Here is a 21,030-nt window from a genome sequence, read left to right as displayed (position 1 = left end):
GTTAGGCCGTGGGCGGCACGGCGAGCGTCGATCGCGTCGATCCAGGGGCTGCGGCCGGAGGGGCGGGCGGCCCGTCGCCCTCCGGCCCGGTCGTCCTCAACGCTCGGCGGCGGCGCGATCCCAGAAGCGGAGCATGCGGCAGGCCGCGACGAAGTTGGTGCAATCGGCGGGGGCGTTCAGGGGGATGAATCCCTCGTCGAGGGCCCCGGCGACGCCCGCCTTCTCGAAGAGGGGCGCCGAGGTCGCGGCGTACCCGATGAACTTGCGATGCGCCGCGGCGTCGGCCACGAAGTCGCGGGCGGCGGGCAGGGTGGTCAGAAGCTTCGCCCCGTCCCCGGACGGGAGGATCGCGACGGCATCGAACAGGACCGACGGGCCGCCTTCGAGCTTCTCGTCGGCATCGTGCCAGGCACCGGCCGAATCCTTGACGCCGCCCACCTCGGGCGCGACCAGCGCGAGCATCGCCCCCTCGGCCTTCAGGGCCTTGGCCAACGCGGCGAGGATGTTGGCATCGACGCCGTCGGTGACGAGCGCCCCGACCTTACGGCCGGCGAACGACTTCGGCCCATTCTTGAGGATGCTCAACTTGTCCGAGGCGGGGAGGTCGGTCCGGGTCGGCTTCGCGGCCTTGACCGGGGCGGGCATCTCCTTGAGGCGGAGCCCCTTGGCCACCGTCTCGGCCAGCGCCTTGTCGATGTTCAGCAGATGGCCGACCATGTGCGAGCGGATCGCCGGGGTCTGGACCTTGCTCAACTCGAAGGTCAGGGCGTTTGCGATGTGGGCCTGCTCCAGGGGGGTCTGGCTCACGTAGAACTGGCGGGCCTGGCTGTAGTGGTCGGCGAAGCTCTCCGGGCGGGCCCGGATCTTCGGCCCCTGCACGGGTTCGGGGTAGGACTGATAGCCGACGGTCGGGGATTCGCGCGGCCCGCCGTTGGTCCAGGAGTTGGGCTCGTAGTTCACCCGGCCCTTCGGGTTGTGCATGGCCATGTGGCCATCCTGCTGGAAGTGCGCGAACGGGCACTTCGGGGCATTGATCGGGATGTGGGTGAAGTTCGGGCCGCCGAGCCGCTTGAGCTGGGTGTCCAGGTACGAGAAGTTCCGGCCCTGGAGCAGGGGGTCGTCGGTAAAGTCGATGCCCGGGACGACGTTGCTGGTGCAGAAGGCGACCTGCTCGGTCTCGGCGAAGAAGTTGTCGACCCGGCGGTCGAGGACCATCCGGCCGATTGGCTTGATCGGCACCTGCTCCTCGGGGATGAGCTTGGTGGCGTCGAGGACGTCGAACTCGAACTTCTCGGCGAACGCCTCGTCGAAGGCCTGGACGCCCAGTTCCCACTCGGGATAGTCGCCCGCCTCGATCGCGGCCCAGAGGTCGCGGCGGTGGAAGTCCGGGTCGGCCCCGTTGATCTTGACCGCTTCGTTCCAGACGACCGACTGCAAGCCCTGCTTGGGCTTCCAGTGGAACTTCACGAACGTCGACTTGCCCTCGGCGTTGACGAACCGGAACGTATGGACGCCGAATCCTTCCATGAAGCGGAACGACCGGGGGAGCGTGCGGTCGGACATGATCCACATGATCATGTGCATGCTCTCGGGCGTCAGCGAGATGAAGTCCCAGAAGTTATCGTGGGCGGTCTGCGCCTGGGGGAAGCCCCGGTCCGGCTCCGGCTTGGCGGCGTGGACGACGTCGGGGAACTTCATCGCGTCCTGGATGAAGAAGACAGGGATGTTGTTGCCGACGAGGTCCCAGTTCCCCTGCTTGGTGTAGAACTTGACGGCGAAGCCCCGGACGTCGCGGGCGAGGTCGGGCGAGCCCTTGCTGCCGGCCACGGTCGAGAACCGGACGAAGACCGGCGTCTTCTCCCCCTTGCGCTGGAACAGGTCGGCCCGGGTCAATTCCGGGATCGGCGCGTAGGTTTCGAAGTAGCCGTGCGCCCCGAACCCGCGCGCGTGGACGACCCGCTCGGGGATGCGTTCGTGGTCGAAGTGGAACATCTTCTCCCGGAAGTGGAAGTCTTCCAGGAGGGTCGGGCCCCGCGCCCCCGCCTTCAGGGAGTTCTGGTCGTCGGCGACCGGGATCCCTTGCTGGGTGGTCATGACCGGGCGGTCGCCGCCGGCCTGCTGATGGGTCTCGCCCCCGCCCCCGACCACCGTCTGCGCATCCCCGGCGTGCACGGGATTGCTCTGTTCCTCGTTCGGATGGGCCATGTCGCGTACCTTCTCCCGGGTGAGCGGAGGTTCAGGCGTAGATCTGTGGAAGCCGATTTCAACCGGCAAACGACGCGCCGAAGCAGGATCCATACCTTACTGAATCGCGATCCCGCGATCCCCGGGTGTTGTCCCGCCGGCGGAAACCCCTTATCGTGTGCATCGGGCCAGGCCCAATCTCGGCCCGAGGGCGGGGGGCGGGCCCGAGGGGAGATCGCCGGTCTCGATCGCCGTTCGATGGGAGATTTGATGGGGGATTCCGCCGAGAGGGGCCGCGTCCCCCGGGCCATCGGGCTGATGTTCGGACGAATGCTGGCGCGGTGGGCGACTCCCGGCGCCGGGCGGGTGGCCATCTGCAGCCCGGCGGTCGGGATGATCGCCGGGCTGGGCGCGGTGGCGTTCCTCAGGCTGCTGGAACTGATGTTCGAGCATGTCCTGAAGGGCATGATGCATCTCCAGATCCCGCCGACCGGCGAGGGCACGGCCCACCCGATCTCCGATCCCTGGCCGTGGTGGGCGGTGCTGCTGCTGCCCACGCTGGGCGGCCTGATCTCCGGCCTGCTGGTCTTCACCTGGGCGCCGGAGGCCGAGGGGCACGGGACGGACGCCCTGATCCGGGCCTTCCACCGCGGGGGCGGCAAGATCCGGGGCCGGGTCCCACTCATCAAGGGGATCGCCTCGGTCATCACCATCGGCACCGGCGGGTCGGCGGGGCAGGAGGGGCCGATCGCCCAGATCGGGGCCGGCTTCGGCTCATTCCTGGGGCGACTGCTCCGCCTCTCGCCGAACGAGGCTCGATTGCTGACCCTGGCCGGGGCGGCCGGGGGGGTGGGTGCGATCTTCCGGGCCCCTTTGGGCGGGGCGTTGTTCGCCGTCGAGGTGATCTACGCCACGACCGCCATCGAGTCGGCGGCGCTGATGCCGTGCCTGACCGCCTCGATCATCGCCTACACGACGTTCGCCCTGTTCATCACCCCGGCTCCGATCTTCATCGTGCCGGCCCTCTCGTTCCGCGGGTTCGGCGAGCTGCCGATGTTCGCCGGTCTGGCCGTGGCCTGCGCCGGGATGGGCTGGGTCTACGTCCGGGTGTTCTACGGGATGCGCGATTATGTCTTCAAGCCCATCCCGCTGCCCCGGCACGTCAAGCCGGCGATCGGCGGGTTTCTGGTCGGGCTGGTGGCGCTGGTGTTCCCGCAGGTCATGACGGGCGGTTACGGTTGGGTGCAGTGGGGGGCCATCGGGATGCCCCCGAGCCTGGCCCTGCCGGGGGAATCGATCTTCACCCCGCACATGGGCGTCGGACTGCTGCTGACGCTGGCCCTGCTCAAGACCGTGACGACCGGTCTGACGATCAGCTCGGGGGGGAGCGGCGGGGTCTTCGGCCCGTCGATGTTCATCGGCGGGATGCTCGGCGGGGCGGTGGGCCAGCTCTACAACGACTTCTTGCCCGGCCCGGATCTCCACCCCGCGGCCTTCGCGCTGGTCGGCATGGGCGGGTTCTTCGCGGGCGTGTCCAAGACGCCGCTGACCTCGATCGTGATGGTCTGCGAGATGGCGGGGAACTACAGCCTGCTGGTGCCGTTGATGCTGGTGTGCGGCCTGAACATGGGTCTGTCGCGCCGGTGGACGATCTACGAGGAGCAGGTCGCCAGCCCGGTGGACAGCCCGGCGCACCGGGGCGACTTCGTGGTGGACGTCCTGGAACGGCTCCGCGTCGATCAGCTGCCGATCCGCGTCGAGGGGCTCGAACGGGTCGACGCGTCCACCCCCTGCGCCGAGATCGTCCGCAGGGCGGCCCGCTCGGCCGAATCCCTGTTCCTGGTCGTCGATCGGGACGGACGTTTGACCGGCGTGTTCTCGCTGGCCGACATCCGGCTGGCCCTGGCCGGGTCGGACTGGGCCCCGCTCGTCCTGGCCGACGACCTCGCCCATCGCCCCGTCGTCTCGGTCACCCCCGAGGATGACCTCCACACCGCCCTGAAACGGCTCACCGACCTCAACCTGGAAGAGATCCCGGTGGTGGCCCGCGACGACCGCGGCCAACTCCTCGGCCTCCTGAGCCGCAAGTCGCTGGTGGCCGCCTACTCCGACCAGGTCGACGCCCTCCGCTCCCCCCCGCCCGCGACCTCCCCCTGAAACTCCCTTCCTCACACCCCACCGGAGACCCGGACCCATGCGTCCCCGCCTCGCCACCGCCTTGATCCTGGCACTCGCCTCGATGACGGCCTCCTCCCCCGGCGCCGATCCGGCCGGGACGATCGACGACCCGATCATCGATAGCAAGATGACCGAGGCCGAGATCTTCGACGGCCTCGATCCGAATTGCCCGCAGGATCTCCGCGACCGCCAGTCGATCGTGACGGTCCGCTACTGGGGCTTCGACCAGAAGGTCCACCAGGGCCAGATCGTGGTCGACCGCGACCTGGCGAAGGATGTCTCGGAGGTCTTCGCGATCGCCCTGGAGCACAAGTTCCCGATCCGATCGGTCCTCCCTGCGTCGCATCCCAAATTCCGCGTCAAGGGGCGGTGGGATGACGACGCCATGATGGCGGCGGACAACACCTCCGGCTTCAACTACCGGCCGATCACCGGCGGGACGAACCTGTCCAACCACGCCCTGGGCCGCGCCGTGGACGTGAACACCTTCCTGAATCCCTACGTCAAAGGGATCAAGGTCCTCCCGCCGGGAGCGAAGTACGACCCGGCCGCCCCCGGCACCCTGACCGCCGACCACCCGGTCACGAAGGCATTCCTGGATCGGGGATGGAGCTGGGGCGGGCAATGGACGTCGCTCAAGGATTACCAGCACTTCGAGAAGGCGCCCCGCCGCGGCCAGTGACCCCGATTTCCGATCCCCGCAGGAGTGGAGTCGACCCGATGCCCAGATCATGGCCCGTTCGCCCGTCGCGCCTCGCCGTCCTGTGGGCGATCGCGTTGGCGGCTTCGCCCGCATCCGGCCAGGAGGCTGCCTCGGCCTGGCGCAAGCCCCATGCCCTCAAGCCGGGCGACACCATCGCCTTCGTCGCGCCGGCCGGCCCGGTGGACGTCCTGCTGATCAAGTCCTTCGCCGAGCACATGGAGCAGGCCGGGTACAAGGTGCGGGTCCCGGAGGGGATCGGCCGCAGGGCCGGCTACCTGGCGGGGACCGATGACCAACGGGCCGACGAGATGAACGCGGCGATCCGCGACCCCCAGGTCCGTGGGATCTTCGCGGTCCGGGGCGGCTACGGGCTGACCCGCATCCTGGATCGGATCGATTACCCCGCCCTCCGGGCCGACCCCAAGGTCGTCACGGGCTACTCGGACATCACCGCCCTCCACCTGGCCATCGCCCGCAAGGCCAAGGTCATCAGCTTCCACGCCCCGATGCCGACCCGGGGCCTGCTCAAGATGGACACGCCCGAGCACGCCTTTTCCGTCCGGTCGTTCCACCGGGCCGTCTTTGCCGACGCCTATCCGAAGGGGGAGGTCGGCTACCTCTCGCCGTTACCGGCCGACGCCCCGCCGGCCCGGTTGGTGGGGGGGAGGGCCCGGGGTCGCCTGATCGGCGGCAACCTGTCGCTGGTCGCCTCGACACTGGGGACCCCTTTTGCCCTGGAACCGGAAGGGGCCATCCTGTTCCTGGAGGATGTCCACGAGGCCCCTTATCGGGTCGATCGGATGCTCTCGCAGTTGCGGCTGGCGGGGGTCTTCGACCGGGTGGCGGGGGTCGTCCTGGGCAGCTTCACCTCGGACAAGCCCGAGGAGGCGGCCGACCTGGAGCGCGTCCTTCGCGATGCCTTCGGCGCGGCGAAATACCCGGTGATCTGGCGATTTCCGGTCGGCCACGACCCGCTCAATGCCACGATGCCCGAGGGCGTCCTCGCCGAGATCGACGCCGATGCGGCGGCCCTGCAGTTCCTCGAAAACCCGGTGGTGCTCGGCCCCTGAGCGCAACGAAAGAGGGGATCGGTCTGCCGATCCCCTCCTCGACTGATTCGCAAAGCAGAGATGGCCTACGAGCCCATCAAAGCTCGACCCGGGCATGTTCGCCCGGCTTGTAGGGCGTGCCGGTGGCCATCGCCTTGACGAAGCCGACCACATGGACGACCGCGCTCGACGGGGTATCCCAGTACTCGGCCTTGGTCACGTCCACCCGGAGCAAGGCCAGGTTGGGATCGTCGAGCCCGTCGGGGAACCAGGCCCGGTAGGCGGGCGTCCACAGTTCCTTGGCCTTCGCCTTGTCATGGACCAGGGTCGCCAGGCCGGAGACCGAGACGTACTGATTCTTCTCGGGCGACGAGTAACTGACGTTGACGTGGTGGTCCTTCTGGACCTCGTCCACCTTCGGCGTGTCGGCCTTGGTGAAGAACCAGAGGACGCCGTCGAAGTTGTCCTGACGGGTCGCCATCGGCCGGCTGCGCAGGGTGCCATCGGGTTCGGCGGTGGTCAACATCGCGAACTCGATGTTCTGAATCAGCTTGCCCAGCGTCTTGACGGCCTCGTCGTGGTTGGTCTGCTCGCTCATGATCGTCGCGTCCTCGGATTCGGTTCGTCGGCGGTCGCCGATTTCCGGGACTTGTCCGCAAGATCCGTACCGGCCACCCCCGGTCGTCAGGACGACCGCTCGGGGAGGGGCCGGGCCGGGACCCCGACCACGGTGCCGCCGGCCGGGACGTCGCGATTCTTGGTGACCACCGCCCCGGCGCCGACCACCGCCCCGGCGCCGACGGTGACGGGTGCGACCAGGATCGAGCCCGAGCCGAGGAATGCGTCGTCGCCGACCACGGTGCGGCTCTTGGACCGGCCGTCGAAGTTGGCCGTGATCACCCCGGCCCCGACGTTGGCGGATCGCCCGACGTGGGTGTCGCCCAGGTAGGCCAGGTGCCTCGCCTTGACGTCGTCTTCCAGGTGGGACCGATTGACCTCGACGAACGCACCGACCTCGACCCCGTCGGCCAGCACGGAGCCGTCGCGGAGGTGGGCGAATGGCCCGATGCGGCAGCGCTCGCCGATCTGGACGTTCCCGGTGATCGAGGAGAACGGGAAGATGATCGTGTCCCGCCCCACCGTGGCGCGGCCGTCGATGTAGGTGTTCCGGGGGTCGACGATGCTGACCCCGTCCTCCATCAGCCGTTCCTGGATCCGGGCCTGGAGGATGGCATGGGCCTGCGCCAGGTGCTGGCGGGTGTTGATGCCCAGGATGTCGTCGGGCTCCAGGCAGGGCCGGGCCAGGACGCGGCGGCCCATCTCTTCGAGCCAGCGGGGGGCGTCGGTCAGGTAGTATTCCCCCTGAGCGTTGCCGGTATCGAGCTTATCGAGCGCATCCCAGAGGCCGGGGAGGTCGAAGACGTAGCAGCTCGGGTTGATCTCGCGGATCGCCCGCTCCTCCGGGCTGCAATCGCGCTCCTCGACGATCCGGAGGAACCGGCCGGCGCCGTCGCGGAGGATCCGGCCGAACCCGGTCGGGTCGGGGACGATGGCCGTGCCCAGCAGGCAGGCGGCGCCCTCCGCGTGATACTGGGCCAGGAGGTCGGCCAGGGGCTCGGGCCGGATCAGCGGCTCGTCGCCGACCAGCACCAGGGCCGGTCCGCGATAGTCGACCAGCAAGGACCGGCACGACTTGACCGCGTCGCCGGTGCCGAGCTGCCTTTCCTGGGTGGCGAACCGGATGTTCGGCTCGTCGGCCAGCGCGGCGCGGACCTGCTCCGAGCCATAACCCACCACGACCACGATCCGCTTCGCCCCCGCGCCCCGGGCCGCCTCGACGACATAGCGGATCATCGGCCGGCCGCAGACCTCGTGGAGGACCTTCGCGGTCTCCGACTTCATCCGCTTGCCGTGACCGGCGGCCAGGATGATCGCCACGGGACCCTGCATCGCGTCTTCGCCATCGCCCATGTCGAAAAAGCCCTTCACTCACTACGGAGAAGACGTCGCCCGGCATCGGGTCCGATTCTACGGGGACGGGGTCGCGAACTCAAATGCCGGGTCGCGGCACCCGGTTGCGTCGCGCTCCTTGAATCCGCCCGGCCCATCTGGCAGACTGTCGGCACCGGCACCTCGGCCGACCCGGGCCCGCAATCGAGACGAGGACGCCTCCGGGCGTTGAGACATTGAACGTCGAAGAAGTGGCCAAGGTGGCGATCCTGGCCCGACTCCGGATCGCCCCGGACGAACTGCCCCGGTTCACCGACCAGCTCAACGCGATCGTCGGCTTCGTGGCCCAGCTCGGCGAACTCGACACGGCCGACGTGGAGCCGCTGGCCCACGGCGTCGAGGTCCGCAACGTCTTCCGCGAGGATGTCCGGGGGCCGTCGCTGTCGCGCGATGAGGCCCTGGCCAACGCCCCGAAGCGAAACAGCGAGAGCTTCCTGGTGCCCGCCGTCCTGGACTGATCCCGGCGCCCGACGCCGATCCCTGACCGCCCCCGTCCGGTTCGCTCCGATAGAGGATTTGATGGACCCGACCCGCTCGACCGCCGTCGATTTGCTCACCAGGATGAACGCGGGTGCCATCACCGCCGAGGAGGTCACCCGGGCCTACCTCGACCGCGCGGGACGCCTGGAGGGGAAGGTCCACGCCTTCCTCCATCGCGACGACGAGAAGGCCCTGGCCCTGGCCCGCGACGTCGACGCCCGCCGCCGCGAGGGCAAGCCGGTGGGCGAGCTGGCCGGCGTGCCGATCGCGATCAAGGACGTCCTCTGCACGCGGGGCGAGCCGACCACCTGCGCCAGCAAGATGCTGGCCGACTTCCGCCCGCCCTACAACGCGACGGTCATCGAGAAGCTGATCGCCGCCGACGCGATCCCCATCGGCAAGACGAACATGGACGAGTTCGCCATGGGCTCGTCCACCGAGAACAGCGCCTTCGGGCCGACCCGGAACCCCTGGGACCTGGACCGGATCCCCGGCGGGTCGTCGGGCGGATCCGCCGCGGCCGTGGCCGCCGACTTCGCCCCGATCTCGCTCGGCTCGGACACCGGCGGGTCGATCCGCCAGCCGGCCGCCCTGTGCGGGATCGTCGGCCTGAAGCCGACCTACGGCCGGGTCAGCCGCTACGGCCTGATCGCCTTCGCCAGCTCGCTCGACCAGATCGGCCCGTTCTCGCACGACCTCGCCGACGCGGCGTTGCTGCTCAAGGTCATCTCCGGCCGCGACCCGCGCGACGCCACCAGCGTCGACGCCCCGGTCCCCGACTACACGGCGACCCTCGACACCCCGCCCCAGAAGCTCCGGATCGGCCTGGTCCGCGAGTTCTTCGGCGAGGGGCTCGACCCCGAGGTCGAAGCCTCGGTGCGCGAGGCGATCCGGGTCTACGAGGCCGCCGGCGCGACCATCTCCGAGGTCTCGCTCCCGCACTCGAAGTACGGCGCCCCGGCCTATTACCTGGTGGCCCCGGCCGAGTGTTCGAGCAACCTGGCCCGCTACGACGGGACGATCTTCGGCCACCGCGCGGCCGACTTCTCCGCGACCACGCCCGAGGAGGAGAAGCTGCCGCCTTTGATCCGGATGATGATGGCCAGCCGCGCCGAGGGGTTCGGCCCCGAGGTCAAGCGGCGGATCATGCTCGGGACCTTCGCCCTGTCGGCCGGCTACGCCGACCAGTACTACAACCAGGCCCTCAAGGTCCGCCGCCTGATCCGCAACGACTTCGACGCCGCCTTCCAGAATGTCGACGTCCTGATCGGCCCGACCACGCCGACCGCCGCGTTCAAGCTCGGCGAGAAGACGGCCGACCCGCTGGCGATGTACCTGTCGGACATCTACACGATCACCACGAATCTCGCCGGCATCCCCGGCCTGAGCATCCCCTGCGGCCTGACGAAATCCGGCCTGCCGATCGGCCTCCAGCTCATGGCCCCGGCATTCGCTGAGGACACGCTCCTCCGCACCGCCCGCGTCTTCGAGAAGGCCACGGACTGGCACGCCCGCCGGCCCGCCCTGGACTGATCGGGCCCCGTCCGAACTCTGACGACCGAACATTATTCGCGAGCCGGACCTCCCGACGCGGCCCGACCTGGATCTCATCATGGATTACACGATCGTCATCGGCCTCGAAGTCCACGTGCAGCTCACCACCGAGAGCAAGATGTTCTCGCCGTGCGGGACCGAGTTCGGCCTGCCCCCCAACACGCAGATAGACCCGGTCTCGCTCGGCCTGCCCGGCACGCTCCCGGTCATGAACGGCAAGGCGTTCGAGCTGGCCCTCAAGACGGCGCTCGCCCTGGGGGCCGAGATCGCGCCGTTCACCAAGTGGGACCGCAAGAACTACTACTATCCCGACCTGCCCAAGAACTACCAGATCAGCCAGTACGACCTCCCGTTCAGCCTGGGCGGGAGCCTGGAGATCCCGGTCCAGAAGGACGGGACGGGCGGGGGAGTCTGCCGGCTGACGCGGGTCCACCTCGAAGAAGACACCGGCAAGCTGACCCACGGGGCGGGCGGCTTCTCGGAAGTCGACCTGAACCGGGCCGGCATCCCCTTGATGGAGATCGTCTCCGAGCCCGACATCCGCCGTCCGGAGGATGCGCGGGCCTGCCTGGAAGAGTTGCGGCTCACGCTCAAGTACCTCGGCGTCTCCGACTGCGAGATGCAGGAGGGGAGCCTCCGCTGCGACGCCAACGTCAACATCCACATCGAGCGGGACGGCAAGACGATCGCCACCCCGATCGTCGAGATCAAGAACCTCAACAGCTTCCGATCGGTGGAGCGGGCCCTGTTCTACGAGGCGGATCGCCAGTACGAGCAGTGGAAGAAGGACGGGCTCACGATCAAGGATGCCCCCAAGGCGACCCGGGGCTGGAGCGACCCCGAAGGCCGGACCAAGCCCCAGCGCGAGAAGGAAACCGCCGCCGACTACCGCTACTTCCCCGAGCCCGACCTCGTCCCGGTCGTCGTCGATGAAGCCTGGATCGCCCGGATCAAGGCCTCGATCGGCGAACTCCCCTCGGCCCGCCGCAAACGGTTCGTCGCCGAGTATGGCCTCTCCGAGTACGACGCCAACGTGCTGGTCGAGCAGGGTCAGGACGTGGCCGATTATTACGACGCCGTGGCCAGGGCCACCGGCGCGTTCAAGCTCGCGAGCAACTGGGTCCAGCAGGACATCCTCCGCGAGGTCAAGGAGCGTAAGATCCCGATCGGCGAGTTCCCGGTCGGCCCCGAGGCACTGGCCGACCTGATCAACCGCGTCGGCCGGTCGGAGTTGAACACCAACCAGGGGCGCGAAGTCCTGGCCAAGATGATCGCGACCGGCGAGTCGATCGACGCGATCATCGAGGCGGGCGGATACAAGATGGTGTCCGACCGAGACGCCATCTCCGCGGCCGTCGACGCCGCCCTGGCCGCCAACCCCAAGGCCATCGAGGACCTGAAGGGGGGCAAGAAGAAGCCCGAGGCGGTGAAGGGCTTCCTCCGCGGCCAGGTCATGAAGCAGACCGGCGGCAAGGCCGACCCCACCGTGGTCGGCGCCGTGCTCGACGAGAAGCTGGCGGCACTGGCCGGCTAATCCATTCCCCTTGAAGCGAGGCCCGACCATGACCCCTCCGATCGACCGCCGTTCCTTCCTGCTCGCTGCCGGGGCCACGATGGCCGCCGGGGGCCTGGCACCGACCCTGGCCCGGGGCGATGCGCCGGCCAAGGGGGGGTGGAAGAAGGCGTTCATGCTGGGGACCTCGTCGGGGGCGATCCGCCCCGACTTCCTCCGGCTCAAGGAGGCGGGATTCGACGGGGTGGAGTTGATCAGCCCCAACAAGCTCGACCGCGACGAGGTGCTCAAGGCCCGCGACGAGACGGGACTGATCATCCACGGGGTCTCAGGTTCGGAGCACTGGAAGAGCCCCCTCTCCAGCCCCGACCTCGCCGTGGTCAAGAAGGGGATGGATGCCATCCGGGCCTCGATCGCCGATTGCAAGGCTTACAGCGGCACGACGGTGCTGCTGGTCCCGGGCGTGGTCGGCCCCAACGTCTCGCACCGGCAGGTCGAGGAGCGGTCGAGCAAGGCGATCCGCGAACTGTTGCCCGAGGCCGAGGCCGCCGGGATCAAGATCGCCATCGAGGAGGTCTGGAACAAGTTTCTCCTCTCCGCCCCGGCGTTCGTCGAGTATGTCGACAGCTTCAAGAGCCCGGCCCTCGGTGCCTACTTCGACGTGGGCAACGTGGTCGAGTATGGCTATCCCCAGGAGTGGATCCGCGAGTTGGGCCAGCGCACCCTCAAGGTCCACATCAAGGAATACGGCAAGCAGAAGCGGTTCAGCTACCCGCTGGGCGAAGGCGAAATCGACTGGCCCGCCGTCCGCCAGGCCCTGATCGACGTCGGCTACAACGGATGGATCACGGCCGAGGTCGGCTACGGCGACCTCGACAAGATGAAGGACGTCGTCGCCCGGATGGACAAGATCCTCGGCCCGGCCTGAGGACTCAGCCCTCGGCCGCCCCGTGCCGATGCCGATGACAATGGATCGGGACACCCGCGACGTGGTAGGAGGCGGGCTCGGTCGGGGGCAGGCCGGGTTCGAGGGCCGCGAACGCGTCGGCGGTCAGGAGGATCTCCGACGCAGCGGCATGGTCCTCGCCCAGCTTGCAGGCCAGGTTCATCTCGCAGCCGAAGACGTCGGCGTCGTCGATCACCAGCAGGGGGCCGAACCCGATCCCGATGCAGCCCCGGATGTGGCGATCGTCCGAGGCCCGGACGTTGGCCTGGTCGAAGGCGTCGAAGATCGCCAGGGCCGCGCGATACGCCTGGGTGGGGGTGTCGAACAGGGCGAAGAGGTTGTCAGCCTCCTGCTTGAGCACGATCCCGCCGTGGGCCGCGATCGGCGGGCGGGCCAGCTGATCCATCTCGGCGATCATCGCCAGGTAATGGATGATCCCGCTCCGGAGCGAGATCCGGGAAAAGCCCACCATGTCCATGACCAGGACCGCGGCGGTCCTTTCGAAGGCCTCGCGGATCTGGCCGTCGATCGACTCGGCCCGCTCCGGCTCGCGGTTGCGTTCCGCGAGCAGGCGGCGGAGCAGGGCATGATTGGCGCGGGACTCGGCGGGGGGGATCTGGATGTCCATCGGTTCGATTCCTGGCCGGTCGGGATTCAACCCGGTACGAGGGCATCGAGCAGGAGTTGATGTGCATCGGCCACGCCCAGATCCTCGGCCGGGGCGGGGCCGTCGCCGATCAGGATCGGCCGATCCTCGACCCTGGCGGCGGGCAGGCCGTGCGAGCCTCGGACGAGCCCGGGGTCGAGCGGGATCACGTCGAACAGGGTGCGGAACCCCAGCTTCTTGCGGATCAGCCGCCGCGCCAGCCTCAGCTTGGGCGCCTTGATCTTCGGGTCGAGGAACAGTTCGCAGGGGTCATACCCCGGCTTGCGGTGAATGTCCACGGTGCGGGCATAATCCGGAGCCCGGCGGTCATCGAGCCAGAACGGGTAGGCGAACCAGGCGTCGGGGGTCGACAATGCCACGATCTCGCCCGATCGGGGATGATCGAGGCCGATCGTCCCGCGCTCCTCGCCGACCAGCAGACGGTCCACGCCCGGCTCGGACCCGAGGCGATCGCGGACGCGGGGGATGTCGGCCGGGTCCTTGACGTAGACGTGGGCGACCTGATGGTCGCACACCGCGAACGCCCGGCTGCCGAACGGATCGAACACCTCGCCGAACGGCCCGGGCCGGACGGCCAGCCATCCCGCCTCGCGCAGGACCCGGTTCAGGGGGACGGCCCGCGACACGTCGCAATGGCCATACTCGCCGAACACCCAGACCCGAGCCCCCATGGCCCGGGCCTGGTCGAGCAGGGGGGCGCAGGCGTCGTCCAGTTCCCCGACCAGCCGCGCCATATCGCAGCCCGATGGGCCGAAGCGTTGCGGGTCGTAGTCGAGATGGGGCAGGTAGACCAGGGTCAGGTCGGGCCGATCGTCGCGGGCGACGCTCGCGGCGCAGCGGGCGATCCAGGGGGTGCAGGCGAGGCCGGCGCCCGGCCCCCAGAAGGTGTGGAACGGGAATTTGCCCAGTTCCCGCTCCAGGGCGTCGGTCCGCCCCTCGGGCGTGCCGGCGATCCCGAACGCCTTGTTGCCATCGGCCGCATAGTAGGGCTTGGGCGTCACGCTGACGTCGACCGCCGCCCCCTGGTTGAACCACCAGAACAGCTTGGCCGTCTTGAACGATCGCCCGCGCTCGGCGGCACGCCGTCGTGCGGTGACGTACAACGGCTCCGCCTGGATCAGGGCGTTGGACTGCTGCCAGAGCCGGACCTCGCCCGTGTCCCGGAAGAACCAACCGTTGCCCACGATCCCGTGCCCGTCGGGGGGGAGTCCGGTCAGGAGGCTCGCCTGGGCGGTGCAGGTGACGGCCGGCGCCACCTCGCGCAACGGCCGGCTCCAGCCCGACCCGGCCAGGGCCCGCAACCTGGGGGCGTATTCCAGGAGGCGCCCGGTCAGCCCGGGGGCATCGATCAGGATCAAGGGGGGGGTCGGCTGATCCACGACGGGGCCTCAAAGGAGTCGGGCCCGGGCGGCGTCGCTCGCCGCCCGGGCCCTCCGAGATCGGGGGAATCCAAACCGTTCAGGCCGCCTCGACCGGCTTGAGGTTCGAGAGGTGGCGACGCCAGGCGGCGCCGGCGGCGAAGCTCAGGACGGCCAGGGTGGTGATCCCCACGACGCCCTGCCCGCCCCCTTCGGTCAGGCCGTAGGCATGGAGGCCGACGCCGATCACGTGATTGACGCCGTACCAGGCCATCAGCACCGAGAGGAAGCAGACGACCGACGACATCACCAGGCCGAACGTGTTGACCCAGCCGGCGAACCGGCCGTGCAGCGGGATCAGGTAGACCAGCAGGGTGATGAGCGCCCAGACTTCCTTCGGGTCCCAGCCCCAGAAGCGGCCCCAGGAGACGTCGGCCCACCACCCGCCCAGGAACGTGCCCAGCGCGACCAGAAGGACGCCGACCTGCATCGATCGGTAGATGAAGCCCGACATCGGCTTGATCCGCGCGGCGGTGGCACGCATCGAGCGAGTGCGGGCCTCCTCGCCGGCCGCCGCCATCGCCGGGTCGCCGCCGGCGGCGGGGTCGCGGAACAGGGCGCGGTTGATCATCTCGCCGAGCGCGGCGAACAGCGAGGTGGCCGTCAGGACGCCGCCGATGCTGCCGATGATCATGCCGGGGTAGAAACCGTAGTCCTGGATCACGTCCGAGGCCCCGAAGTGGCCATAGGACGCGTAGGAGGTGGCGACGCCCAGCCCGAGCAGGGGGAGGCCGGGGAGGAGCAGCGAGAGGATCTCGCCGAAGCTGGCCGTCCGGCGATAGGTCGCCGCCAGGTAGTCGGCCGTCGCGACCAGCCCGAGCGCCAGGGCCAGGGCGAAAGCCCCGTAGCTGGAGACGATCGTGAGGACGTGGATCGACAGCCAGAGGTTGCTCCGCAGCACCGGCTGGAGCCCGGAGATGTCCGGGTCGAGCATCGGCACGTTGGCCGCCAGCAGGGTGGCGAACAGGGCCATGCCCGACGCGGCGAGGGCGGCGTAGGTCTTGCGATAGACCGCCTCCAGCACCAGGCCGATCACCGAGGTGATCAGGGCGACCCAGATCACCGTCTCGTAGAGGTTGGTGACGGGGGCCCACCCCGAGATCAGGATCCGCTGGAGGAAGCCGTAGCATTCCAGGCCGATCCCGGCGGCGAACCCCATGATCCCGCCCAGGTAGGACATCCGCGACGCCTTGGCCAGCAGGTTCGACTGCAGGCTGGCCCCGAGGCCCGAGGTCACCAGGCTGGCGATCAGGAGGAGCGCCCCGAGGCCGTAGGCGACCGGGGCCTTGTAGAACGGGGCGAAGGCGTTGAAATTGGCCTCGCGGGCCATCGCCTCCGGGCCCGGGTAGAGGGTCGGGTTGACCGTCATCCCCAGGTCGCGGGCGGCATCGACCAGCTTCGCCGCCGGCCCCTGGGCCGCACGGCCGGGGTTGGCCAGCTCGGCCTCCTCGACCGCCTGGAAGGCGTCGCGGAACGCCTGCACCTTGCCCGACGGATACCCGGCTCGGGCCAGCTCATCGACGGGGACTTCGCGGATCAGGCCGAGCGGGATCCAGGCGGACTTCTCCTTGAGCCAGCCGAGGTACTTGGCGTCGAATTCCTTGTCGGTGCCGGGCAGGGCCCGGTCCTTGCGCGGCTGGTCGTTGAGGTACTTGTCCAGGGTGATCGCCGCCTCGCGTTCGAGCGGGCCGAGGCTGGCCGGTCCCTCGTTGCGGGCCTTCTCGAAGGCGGCGGCCGAATAGGCCAGGAACGCCTCCTTGACCGGGTGCGGCACGGCCATGAGGGGGATGACCGAGAACGTCTCGCGGTCGCGGATCGCGCGATACTTGGCCAGGCGCATCCCGACCTCGAAGCCCTTGCGCTCGATCTCGCTCAGCTTGGGCTCGTCGCCTCCCATCGCCCCGGCGGCGCCGCGGCCCCTACGCGAGATGCCGTCGACCCAGGCGAGGAATGGGGTCTTCTGCCCTTCGACGGTAATCTCGGCGTCCTTGAGGTCGTCGGGGGCGAGCCACTTCTGCCCCTCGCCGACCTTCGCCGCCCACTTCGCGATGTCCCGGGCGTCGTCGGGAGCGAGCTGGCCCTCGTTGAGCAGGGCCTTGAGATCCTCGGCAGTGATCGCCTCGGCCTTGGCCAGCGTGTTGAGGCGATCGGCCAGGGGCTTGGCCACCCCGGACTTGCTGGCGATCGCCTCCAGCTCGGCCTTGATCGCGTCGGCGAGGATCATCCGCTTGAGCGGGAGATACTCGACCGCGATGATCGGCTGGGCGTCCCAGAACTTGGGGCGGGCCGTGAAGTCGAAGAACGCGGCGACCGGCGACCAGGTCGCGACCGCCTCCCCCTTCTCGTCGAAGAGCTTGATCGACTCGCGGGTGTAGATCTCCTTGATCTCCTCGCGGGCGACCGTGTCGAGCGGCTTGACTCTTCCGGTGTGCATCAGGGGCAGCTGGCCCAGGATCTTGTAGGCCGGGGTATCGCCCAGCTTGGTGGAACCGGACGTCGGGGTCGCCCCCCGGTCTTCGGCCGGGGCGGACGTCTGCGCGAGGGCGGCCATCAGCCCGAAGGCCAGGGCCGATCCCGACCACTTGAATCGTCGTCGCATGTGCAAGCTCCTGGCCGGGTGGGTGGGCCGATCGTGGTTCACAGGTCGATGGCCTCGTCGGCATCGGCAGAGGCCTGGGACTTGCCCTTGGCGGCGAGCCGTTTCTTGGCCCGGGCGGCGGCACGCTCCCGTTCGAGCTTGCCCCCGTCGGAGAAGAGCCCGGCCCTCATGTAGAACTGGACGAACGCGCCCAGCACGACGATGATGCAGCCGGCGTATTTCATCTCGCGTCCGGGATCCTTGGCGACCTGGAAGATCGACTGGAATTCGCCCGTTTCCTGCCTCGTCTCGGGGTCGACGTAGCGGACGTAGTTGGACTGGAAGAACCGCCAGTTTCGATAGTCCAGCGGGTGGTTCATGTAGATCGAGATCGGCTTGTTCTCGATCTTGGCCGCCTTGTCGGTCAGCTCGACCTCGCTGCGGAAGGTGGACGCCTGGTTGGTCCCCGGGTCGAATCCGACGTCGAAGTCCTTCAGCTTGAGCGAGAAGCCGAGGTCGAGCCGATCGGAGTCGAAGGCGACCTCGTACATCCCGCCGGGGAAGGTCACCGTCTGGTAGTCGGGATCGAACGTGCCCGAGCGGCGGAGCCAGACCTCCTTGGTCTTCCCGTCGACGGTCATCTCGGCCAGGACCGCCGAGATCGCGTTGTCCTTCTTCTCTTTGGGCAGGTCGACCGAACCGTAATAGAGGTCTTCCCGGCCCTTGGTGAAGTACTCCTCGACGCGGAAGGTCATGGTCATGGGCATGTTCGGGTTGCCGCCGAACGCCGTGACCTCCTCACCCACCTTCAGCATCCCCGACGACCGCAGCTTGGCCGGCGTGCCCCGCTCGTACACGCGATAGGCCAGCCGCCCGTCCTGGTCGCCCATCACCTCGACCACCCCGAACAGGCGATTGACCTGGGGATCGACGATCGGGGGGTAGAAGTAGTCGAGCCGGATCAGGGGCTGGGGCGACTCCCCCCCCGGGTTGTCGCGGCCGGGGATGACGTTGGGGATCATCGGCAGGCCGGCATAGCCGTTGTGCTTGACCGCAGGGGCGTCCCCCTTGCGTACGTCGAACTCGACGATGTCCAGGACCCCGCCGAACGCCTCGGACAGCCGAGGGTCGGTGACGGGCGTGTGGGTCGTCCGGACGTACGAGGCCACCAGGTCGCTATCGGACAGAGGGATCGGATCGCCGGCCTTGGCGTCATCCACCTTGATGTCGAGGAGACGATCCTTGCCGGCGCGGTCGGTGTATCGGACTCGCGCCACCCCTTCCTTGCCGGTGTCCTCGGGGGGGTGGAGGAAGTCTTCCATCGCCTCGGGACGATCGGCATAGCTGAAGGAATAGCGGGCGGGCGTCACGTCGCGGACGATCTTGCGGACCGGATTCTCGGGCCGCAGCACCATCCAGTGATTACGGTCGGGGTTCTGGCCCGCGGTGGCGAAGACGTCCATCGGCTCCCTGGCACCGGGCGGGGTCGCCATCGGGCGGAGCTTGATCATCGGGGCTCCCTGGGGATCTTCGACGTGCTTCCAGCGCGGGCCCGAGGCGTTGTAGAACTTCTTAATCGTCAGCTTGAACGGGTCTTCGGACCGCGACAGGGTCTCCGTCTTCCCTTCCGGCCAGTCGAACGAGCCGGGGCGGAACGGGAGCGTGAACGTCCCCGTCTCGCCCCCGGTGTGGGGGTCGATCGCCTTGACCAGGATCACCGGCTTGTGGGTGCGGATGAGCTGGCTCGACGTCTGCCCTTCCAGCATCCCGAGCTGCCCCTCGTCGGCATACTGGGCGCTCCACCACGACCCGAAGATCACGATCAGGAGGCCGGCGTGGGTGATCACGAACCCGGTCTGACGCTTGGTCCAGGGATAGCGGATCAGCGCCGCGCAGAGGATGTTCATCCCCAGGAACGCCAGCAGGAGGGCGAATCCCGTGCTCTGATAGATGACTTCCTGCGCGGCCGTCAGCCCGTGCCACGAGTTGAAGAACGTGGCATAGCACAGGACTCCCGCCAGGGTGGCCAGCGAGATCACCGCCAGCTTCAGCGATGCCAGGAACCGGAAGATCGCATCGAACCAACGCAGGAACCGCGAGGATCCGGCCTTGGGTCCGGGGGCGGGCGGAGGTGACGGAGGAACCTTGGTGGCGGTCGCCATGATGGATCACTCAGCGGGGGTGGCGTCCGGGTGGGGCGGGCGGGGCGATCGATCCGACGCGTCGTCGCGTGCACGGCCATTGTAGACGGTCGGAAGCCGAGGGGCCAGTCGGATCAAACCTCGACCCATTGTTGAATCGTTGTTAAACTTTCGCGTCCTGTCAACATCGGATTTCGGCCTGCACCCCGGAATCCGGCCCGACGGGCGGCGCGGACGGGTCAGCTGTATCGGAACATGTTGTCCCAGAGGCGATCCAGCACGACGATCGCCTGATCGATGGGCACGATATGGATCCGGCCGACCGAGTCGCGGCGGGCCAGGCCGAGCCGGAACAGCTTGACCAGGGCATCCTCGACCTCGAAGTTGATCTCCACGCCGGAGAACTGCTTGAGGAAATCCTCGATCTCCGCGTCGAGCCCGGCCTGATTCCATTCCTCGCCGGTGCCCCGGAGCAACGACCTCCAGAGGAAGAAATACGCGAGCATGGTCTCCTTGTATTCTTCCTCCTCGGCGGAGTCGATCAGGCGATACAGGACGCTCCCGTTGTTGGCCAGGGTCAGGTAGTAAAGGTTCCGGATCATCGACGAGAGATGCTTCGCCTTGGCCCGCTGGAACCCGAAGAACGAGTTCACGCCGGCGGACACCGGGGCGATCAGGATCGGCGCCAGGAGCATCGGATTGATCGTGAAGGCCGAGAACAGCTTGAAGGCCAGGGTCGGCAGGCCCATCACCACCGGCGACGCGATCTGGGCCTTATCGATCCAGCGCATCCGGACCTTGGTCCCCTGCTCGGGCAGGTGCATCTCCATGTCGACGTGCGGGACGTCCTTGAACATGCGGAGATAGAGGACGTCGGTGCGGATGAACGGGTCGTCGAGGCCGGGGCGGAACTTCAGGGCCACGATCAGGCGCTGATAGGCGTCCAGGGTGATCGTCCGCTTCTTGAACTTCGTCTTGGCGCTGCGGAAGACGCGACGGATCTTGGTATAGCCCCGCGCGTAGATCCGGAGGTGCTCGAACAGGTTGAAGTTGGGGACGTAGGTCAGGCCCATCTCATTGGGGGCCGCGACCGCATCCTTGATAATGTCGACGTTCAGGCGGCGATAGTTGGCGCGTTCCAGGGCGACCTCGAACGGCTCCAGGAACTCCTCGTCGGATTGCTCGGTGCGGCGGATCGTGTGCTCCCGGAGCCGGATGTAGTCCGAGTCGGGGTCGAGGGGCCCGTACCGCTCCTTGAGCTCGTGGAGCGTCTGGTAGAACTCGCTGTGGAAAATCGCCCCCAGCAGCCCGGAGAATTTCCGGAGTTGCTCGCGGTGCTCGTCGGTGAGTTCTGGCTGGGAGATCAGCAGGCGGGTCAGGTCGCCCTGGCGGACCGGCAGGGCCCGATCGCGGATGTCGATCGTCGGCAGGGTGAGTTCCTCGTCCACGATCGGCGGGAGCGCATCGACGACTTCTTCATCGAGGTCCGGATCGAGCGAGGGTTGCTGGGAATCGGTGGCCATGCGCGACCTCTGGGCCCGAAGGACGGGGACACCCCCCTGGTCATTATACGCGATGTCTCGCGGGCCGGTTCAACTCGCGGTTCGCC

General features: G+C 68.4%; 15 protein-coding genes. 7 read left to right on the top strand and 8 right to left on the bottom strand.

What is annotated here, in order from left to right:
* Positions 1-96: 96 nt before the first annotated feature.
* Positions 97-2,205: a catalase gene (locus tag TA3x_RS22455; RefSeq protein ID WP_435016909.1), complete on the bottom strand. Its 2,109-nt coding sequence runs from the start codon at positions 2,203-2,205 to the stop codon at positions 97-99.
* Positions 2,206-2,454: 249 nt separating this feature from the next.
* Here TA3x_RS22455 and TA3x_RS22450 point away from each other — a divergent pair, with 249 nt between their 5' ends.
* The 3 genes from TA3x_RS22450 to TA3x_RS22440 are packed head-to-tail and all read left to right on the top strand — an operon-like array spanning position 2,455 to position 6,135.
* Entirely contained in the window at positions 2,455-4,341 is a 1,887-nt protein-coding gene (locus tag TA3x_RS22450; protein WP_435016908.1) for a chloride channel protein, read from the top strand.
* 37 nt (positions 4,342-4,378) lie between these two features.
* Positions 4,379-5,044, top strand: coding sequence for a M15 family metallopeptidase (locus TA3x_RS22445; protein WP_435016907.1), 666 nt, complete (start codon positions 4,379-4,381; stop codon positions 5,042-5,044).
* 38 nt (positions 5,045-5,082) lie between these two features.
* Positions 5,083-6,135: a S66 peptidase family protein gene (locus TA3x_RS22440; protein WP_435016906.1), complete on the top strand. Its 1,053-nt coding sequence runs from the start codon at positions 5,083-5,085 to the stop codon at positions 6,133-6,135.
* A gap of 76 nt (positions 6,136-6,211) precedes the next feature.
* Here the strand turns inward: TA3x_RS22440 and TA3x_RS22435 are convergent, their stop codons facing one another.
* Both TA3x_RS22435 and TA3x_RS22430 read right to left on the bottom strand, forming a co-directional pair.
* Positions 6,212-6,712, bottom strand: coding sequence for a pyridoxamine 5'-phosphate oxidase family protein (locus TA3x_RS22435; protein ID WP_435016905.1), 501 nt, complete (start codon positions 6,710-6,712; stop codon positions 6,212-6,214).
* Between the two features lie 86 nt (positions 6,713-6,798).
* Complete coding sequence (locus tag TA3x_RS22430; RefSeq protein WP_435016904.1) at positions 6,799-8,085, bottom strand: bifunctional UDP-N-acetylglucosamine diphosphorylase/glucosamine-1-phosphate N-acetyltransferase GlmU; 1,287 nt, start codon at positions 8,083-8,085, stop codon at positions 6,799-6,801.
* Positions 8,086-8,300: 215 nt separating this feature from the next.
* Here TA3x_RS22430 and gatC point away from each other — a divergent pair, with 215 nt between their 5' ends.
* From gatC to TA3x_RS22410, 4 genes are all read left to right on the top strand, one after another.
* On the top strand, positions 8,301-8,582 hold the full coding sequence (gatC, locus tag TA3x_RS22425; RefSeq protein WP_435016903.1) for an Asp-tRNA(Asn)/Glu-tRNA(Gln) amidotransferase subunit GatC: 282 nt from the start codon (positions 8,301-8,303) through the stop codon (positions 8,580-8,582).
* Positions 8,583-8,643: 61 nt separating this feature from the next.
* Positions 8,644-10,137, top strand: coding sequence for an Asp-tRNA(Asn)/Glu-tRNA(Gln) amidotransferase subunit GatA (gene gatA / locus TA3x_RS22420; RefSeq protein WP_435016902.1), 1,494 nt, complete (start codon positions 8,644-8,646; stop codon positions 10,135-10,137).
* 79 nt (positions 10,138-10,216) lie between these two features.
* Positions 10,217-11,692, top strand: coding sequence for an Asp-tRNA(Asn)/Glu-tRNA(Gln) amidotransferase subunit GatB (gene gatB, locus TA3x_RS22415; protein ID WP_435016901.1), 1,476 nt, complete (start codon positions 10,217-10,219; stop codon positions 11,690-11,692).
* 28 nt (positions 11,693-11,720) lie between these two features.
* A complete protein-coding gene (locus tag TA3x_RS22410) occupies positions 11,721-12,599 on the top strand; it encodes a sugar phosphate isomerase/epimerase family protein (protein WP_435016900.1) in 879 nt (292 codons plus the stop codon).
* 4 nt (positions 12,600-12,603) lie between these two features.
* Here TA3x_RS22410 and TA3x_RS22405 read toward each other — a convergent pair whose 3' ends face one another.
* The 5 genes from TA3x_RS22405 to TA3x_RS22385 form a co-directional block, all read right to left on the bottom strand.
* Positions 12,604-13,245: an adenylate/guanylate cyclase domain-containing protein gene (locus TA3x_RS22405; RefSeq protein WP_435016899.1), complete on the bottom strand. Its 642-nt coding sequence runs from the start codon at positions 13,243-13,245 to the stop codon at positions 12,604-12,606.
* Positions 13,246-13,271: 26 nt separating this feature from the next.
* Positions 13,272-14,663 (bottom strand): alkaline phosphatase family protein, encoded by a 1,392-nt coding sequence (locus tag TA3x_RS22400; protein WP_435016898.1) that lies wholly within the window; start codon positions 14,661-14,663, stop codon positions 13,272-13,274.
* A gap of 79 nt (positions 14,664-14,742) precedes the next feature.
* Positions 14,743-15,861, bottom strand: a complete 1,119-nt coding sequence (locus tag TA3x_RS22395; protein ID WP_435022409.1) for a cytochrome c biogenesis protein — start codon at positions 15,859-15,861, stop codon at positions 14,743-14,745.
* Between the two features lie 1,478 nt (positions 15,862-17,339).
* Positions 17,340-19,442 (bottom strand): cytochrome c biogenesis protein ResB, encoded by a 2,103-nt coding sequence (locus tag TA3x_RS22390; RefSeq protein ID WP_435016897.1) that lies wholly within the window; start codon positions 19,440-19,442, stop codon positions 17,340-17,342.
* A 218-nt stretch (positions 19,443-19,660) separates the two neighbouring features.
* On the bottom strand, positions 19,661-20,944 hold the full coding sequence (locus TA3x_RS22385) for a DUF3754 domain-containing protein (RefSeq protein WP_435016896.1): 1,284 nt from the start codon (positions 20,942-20,944) through the stop codon (positions 19,661-19,663).
* Positions 20,945-21,030: the final 86 nt, after the last annotated feature.

Source organism: Tundrisphaera macrotermitis (assembly GCF_051175315.1).
GTDB lineage: Bacteria > Planctomycetota > Planctomycetia > Isosphaerales > Isosphaeraceae > Tundrisphaera.
The sequence above is the reverse complement of the archived record's forward strand: the minus strand, read 5'-3'. Positions and strand labels throughout refer to the sequence as shown.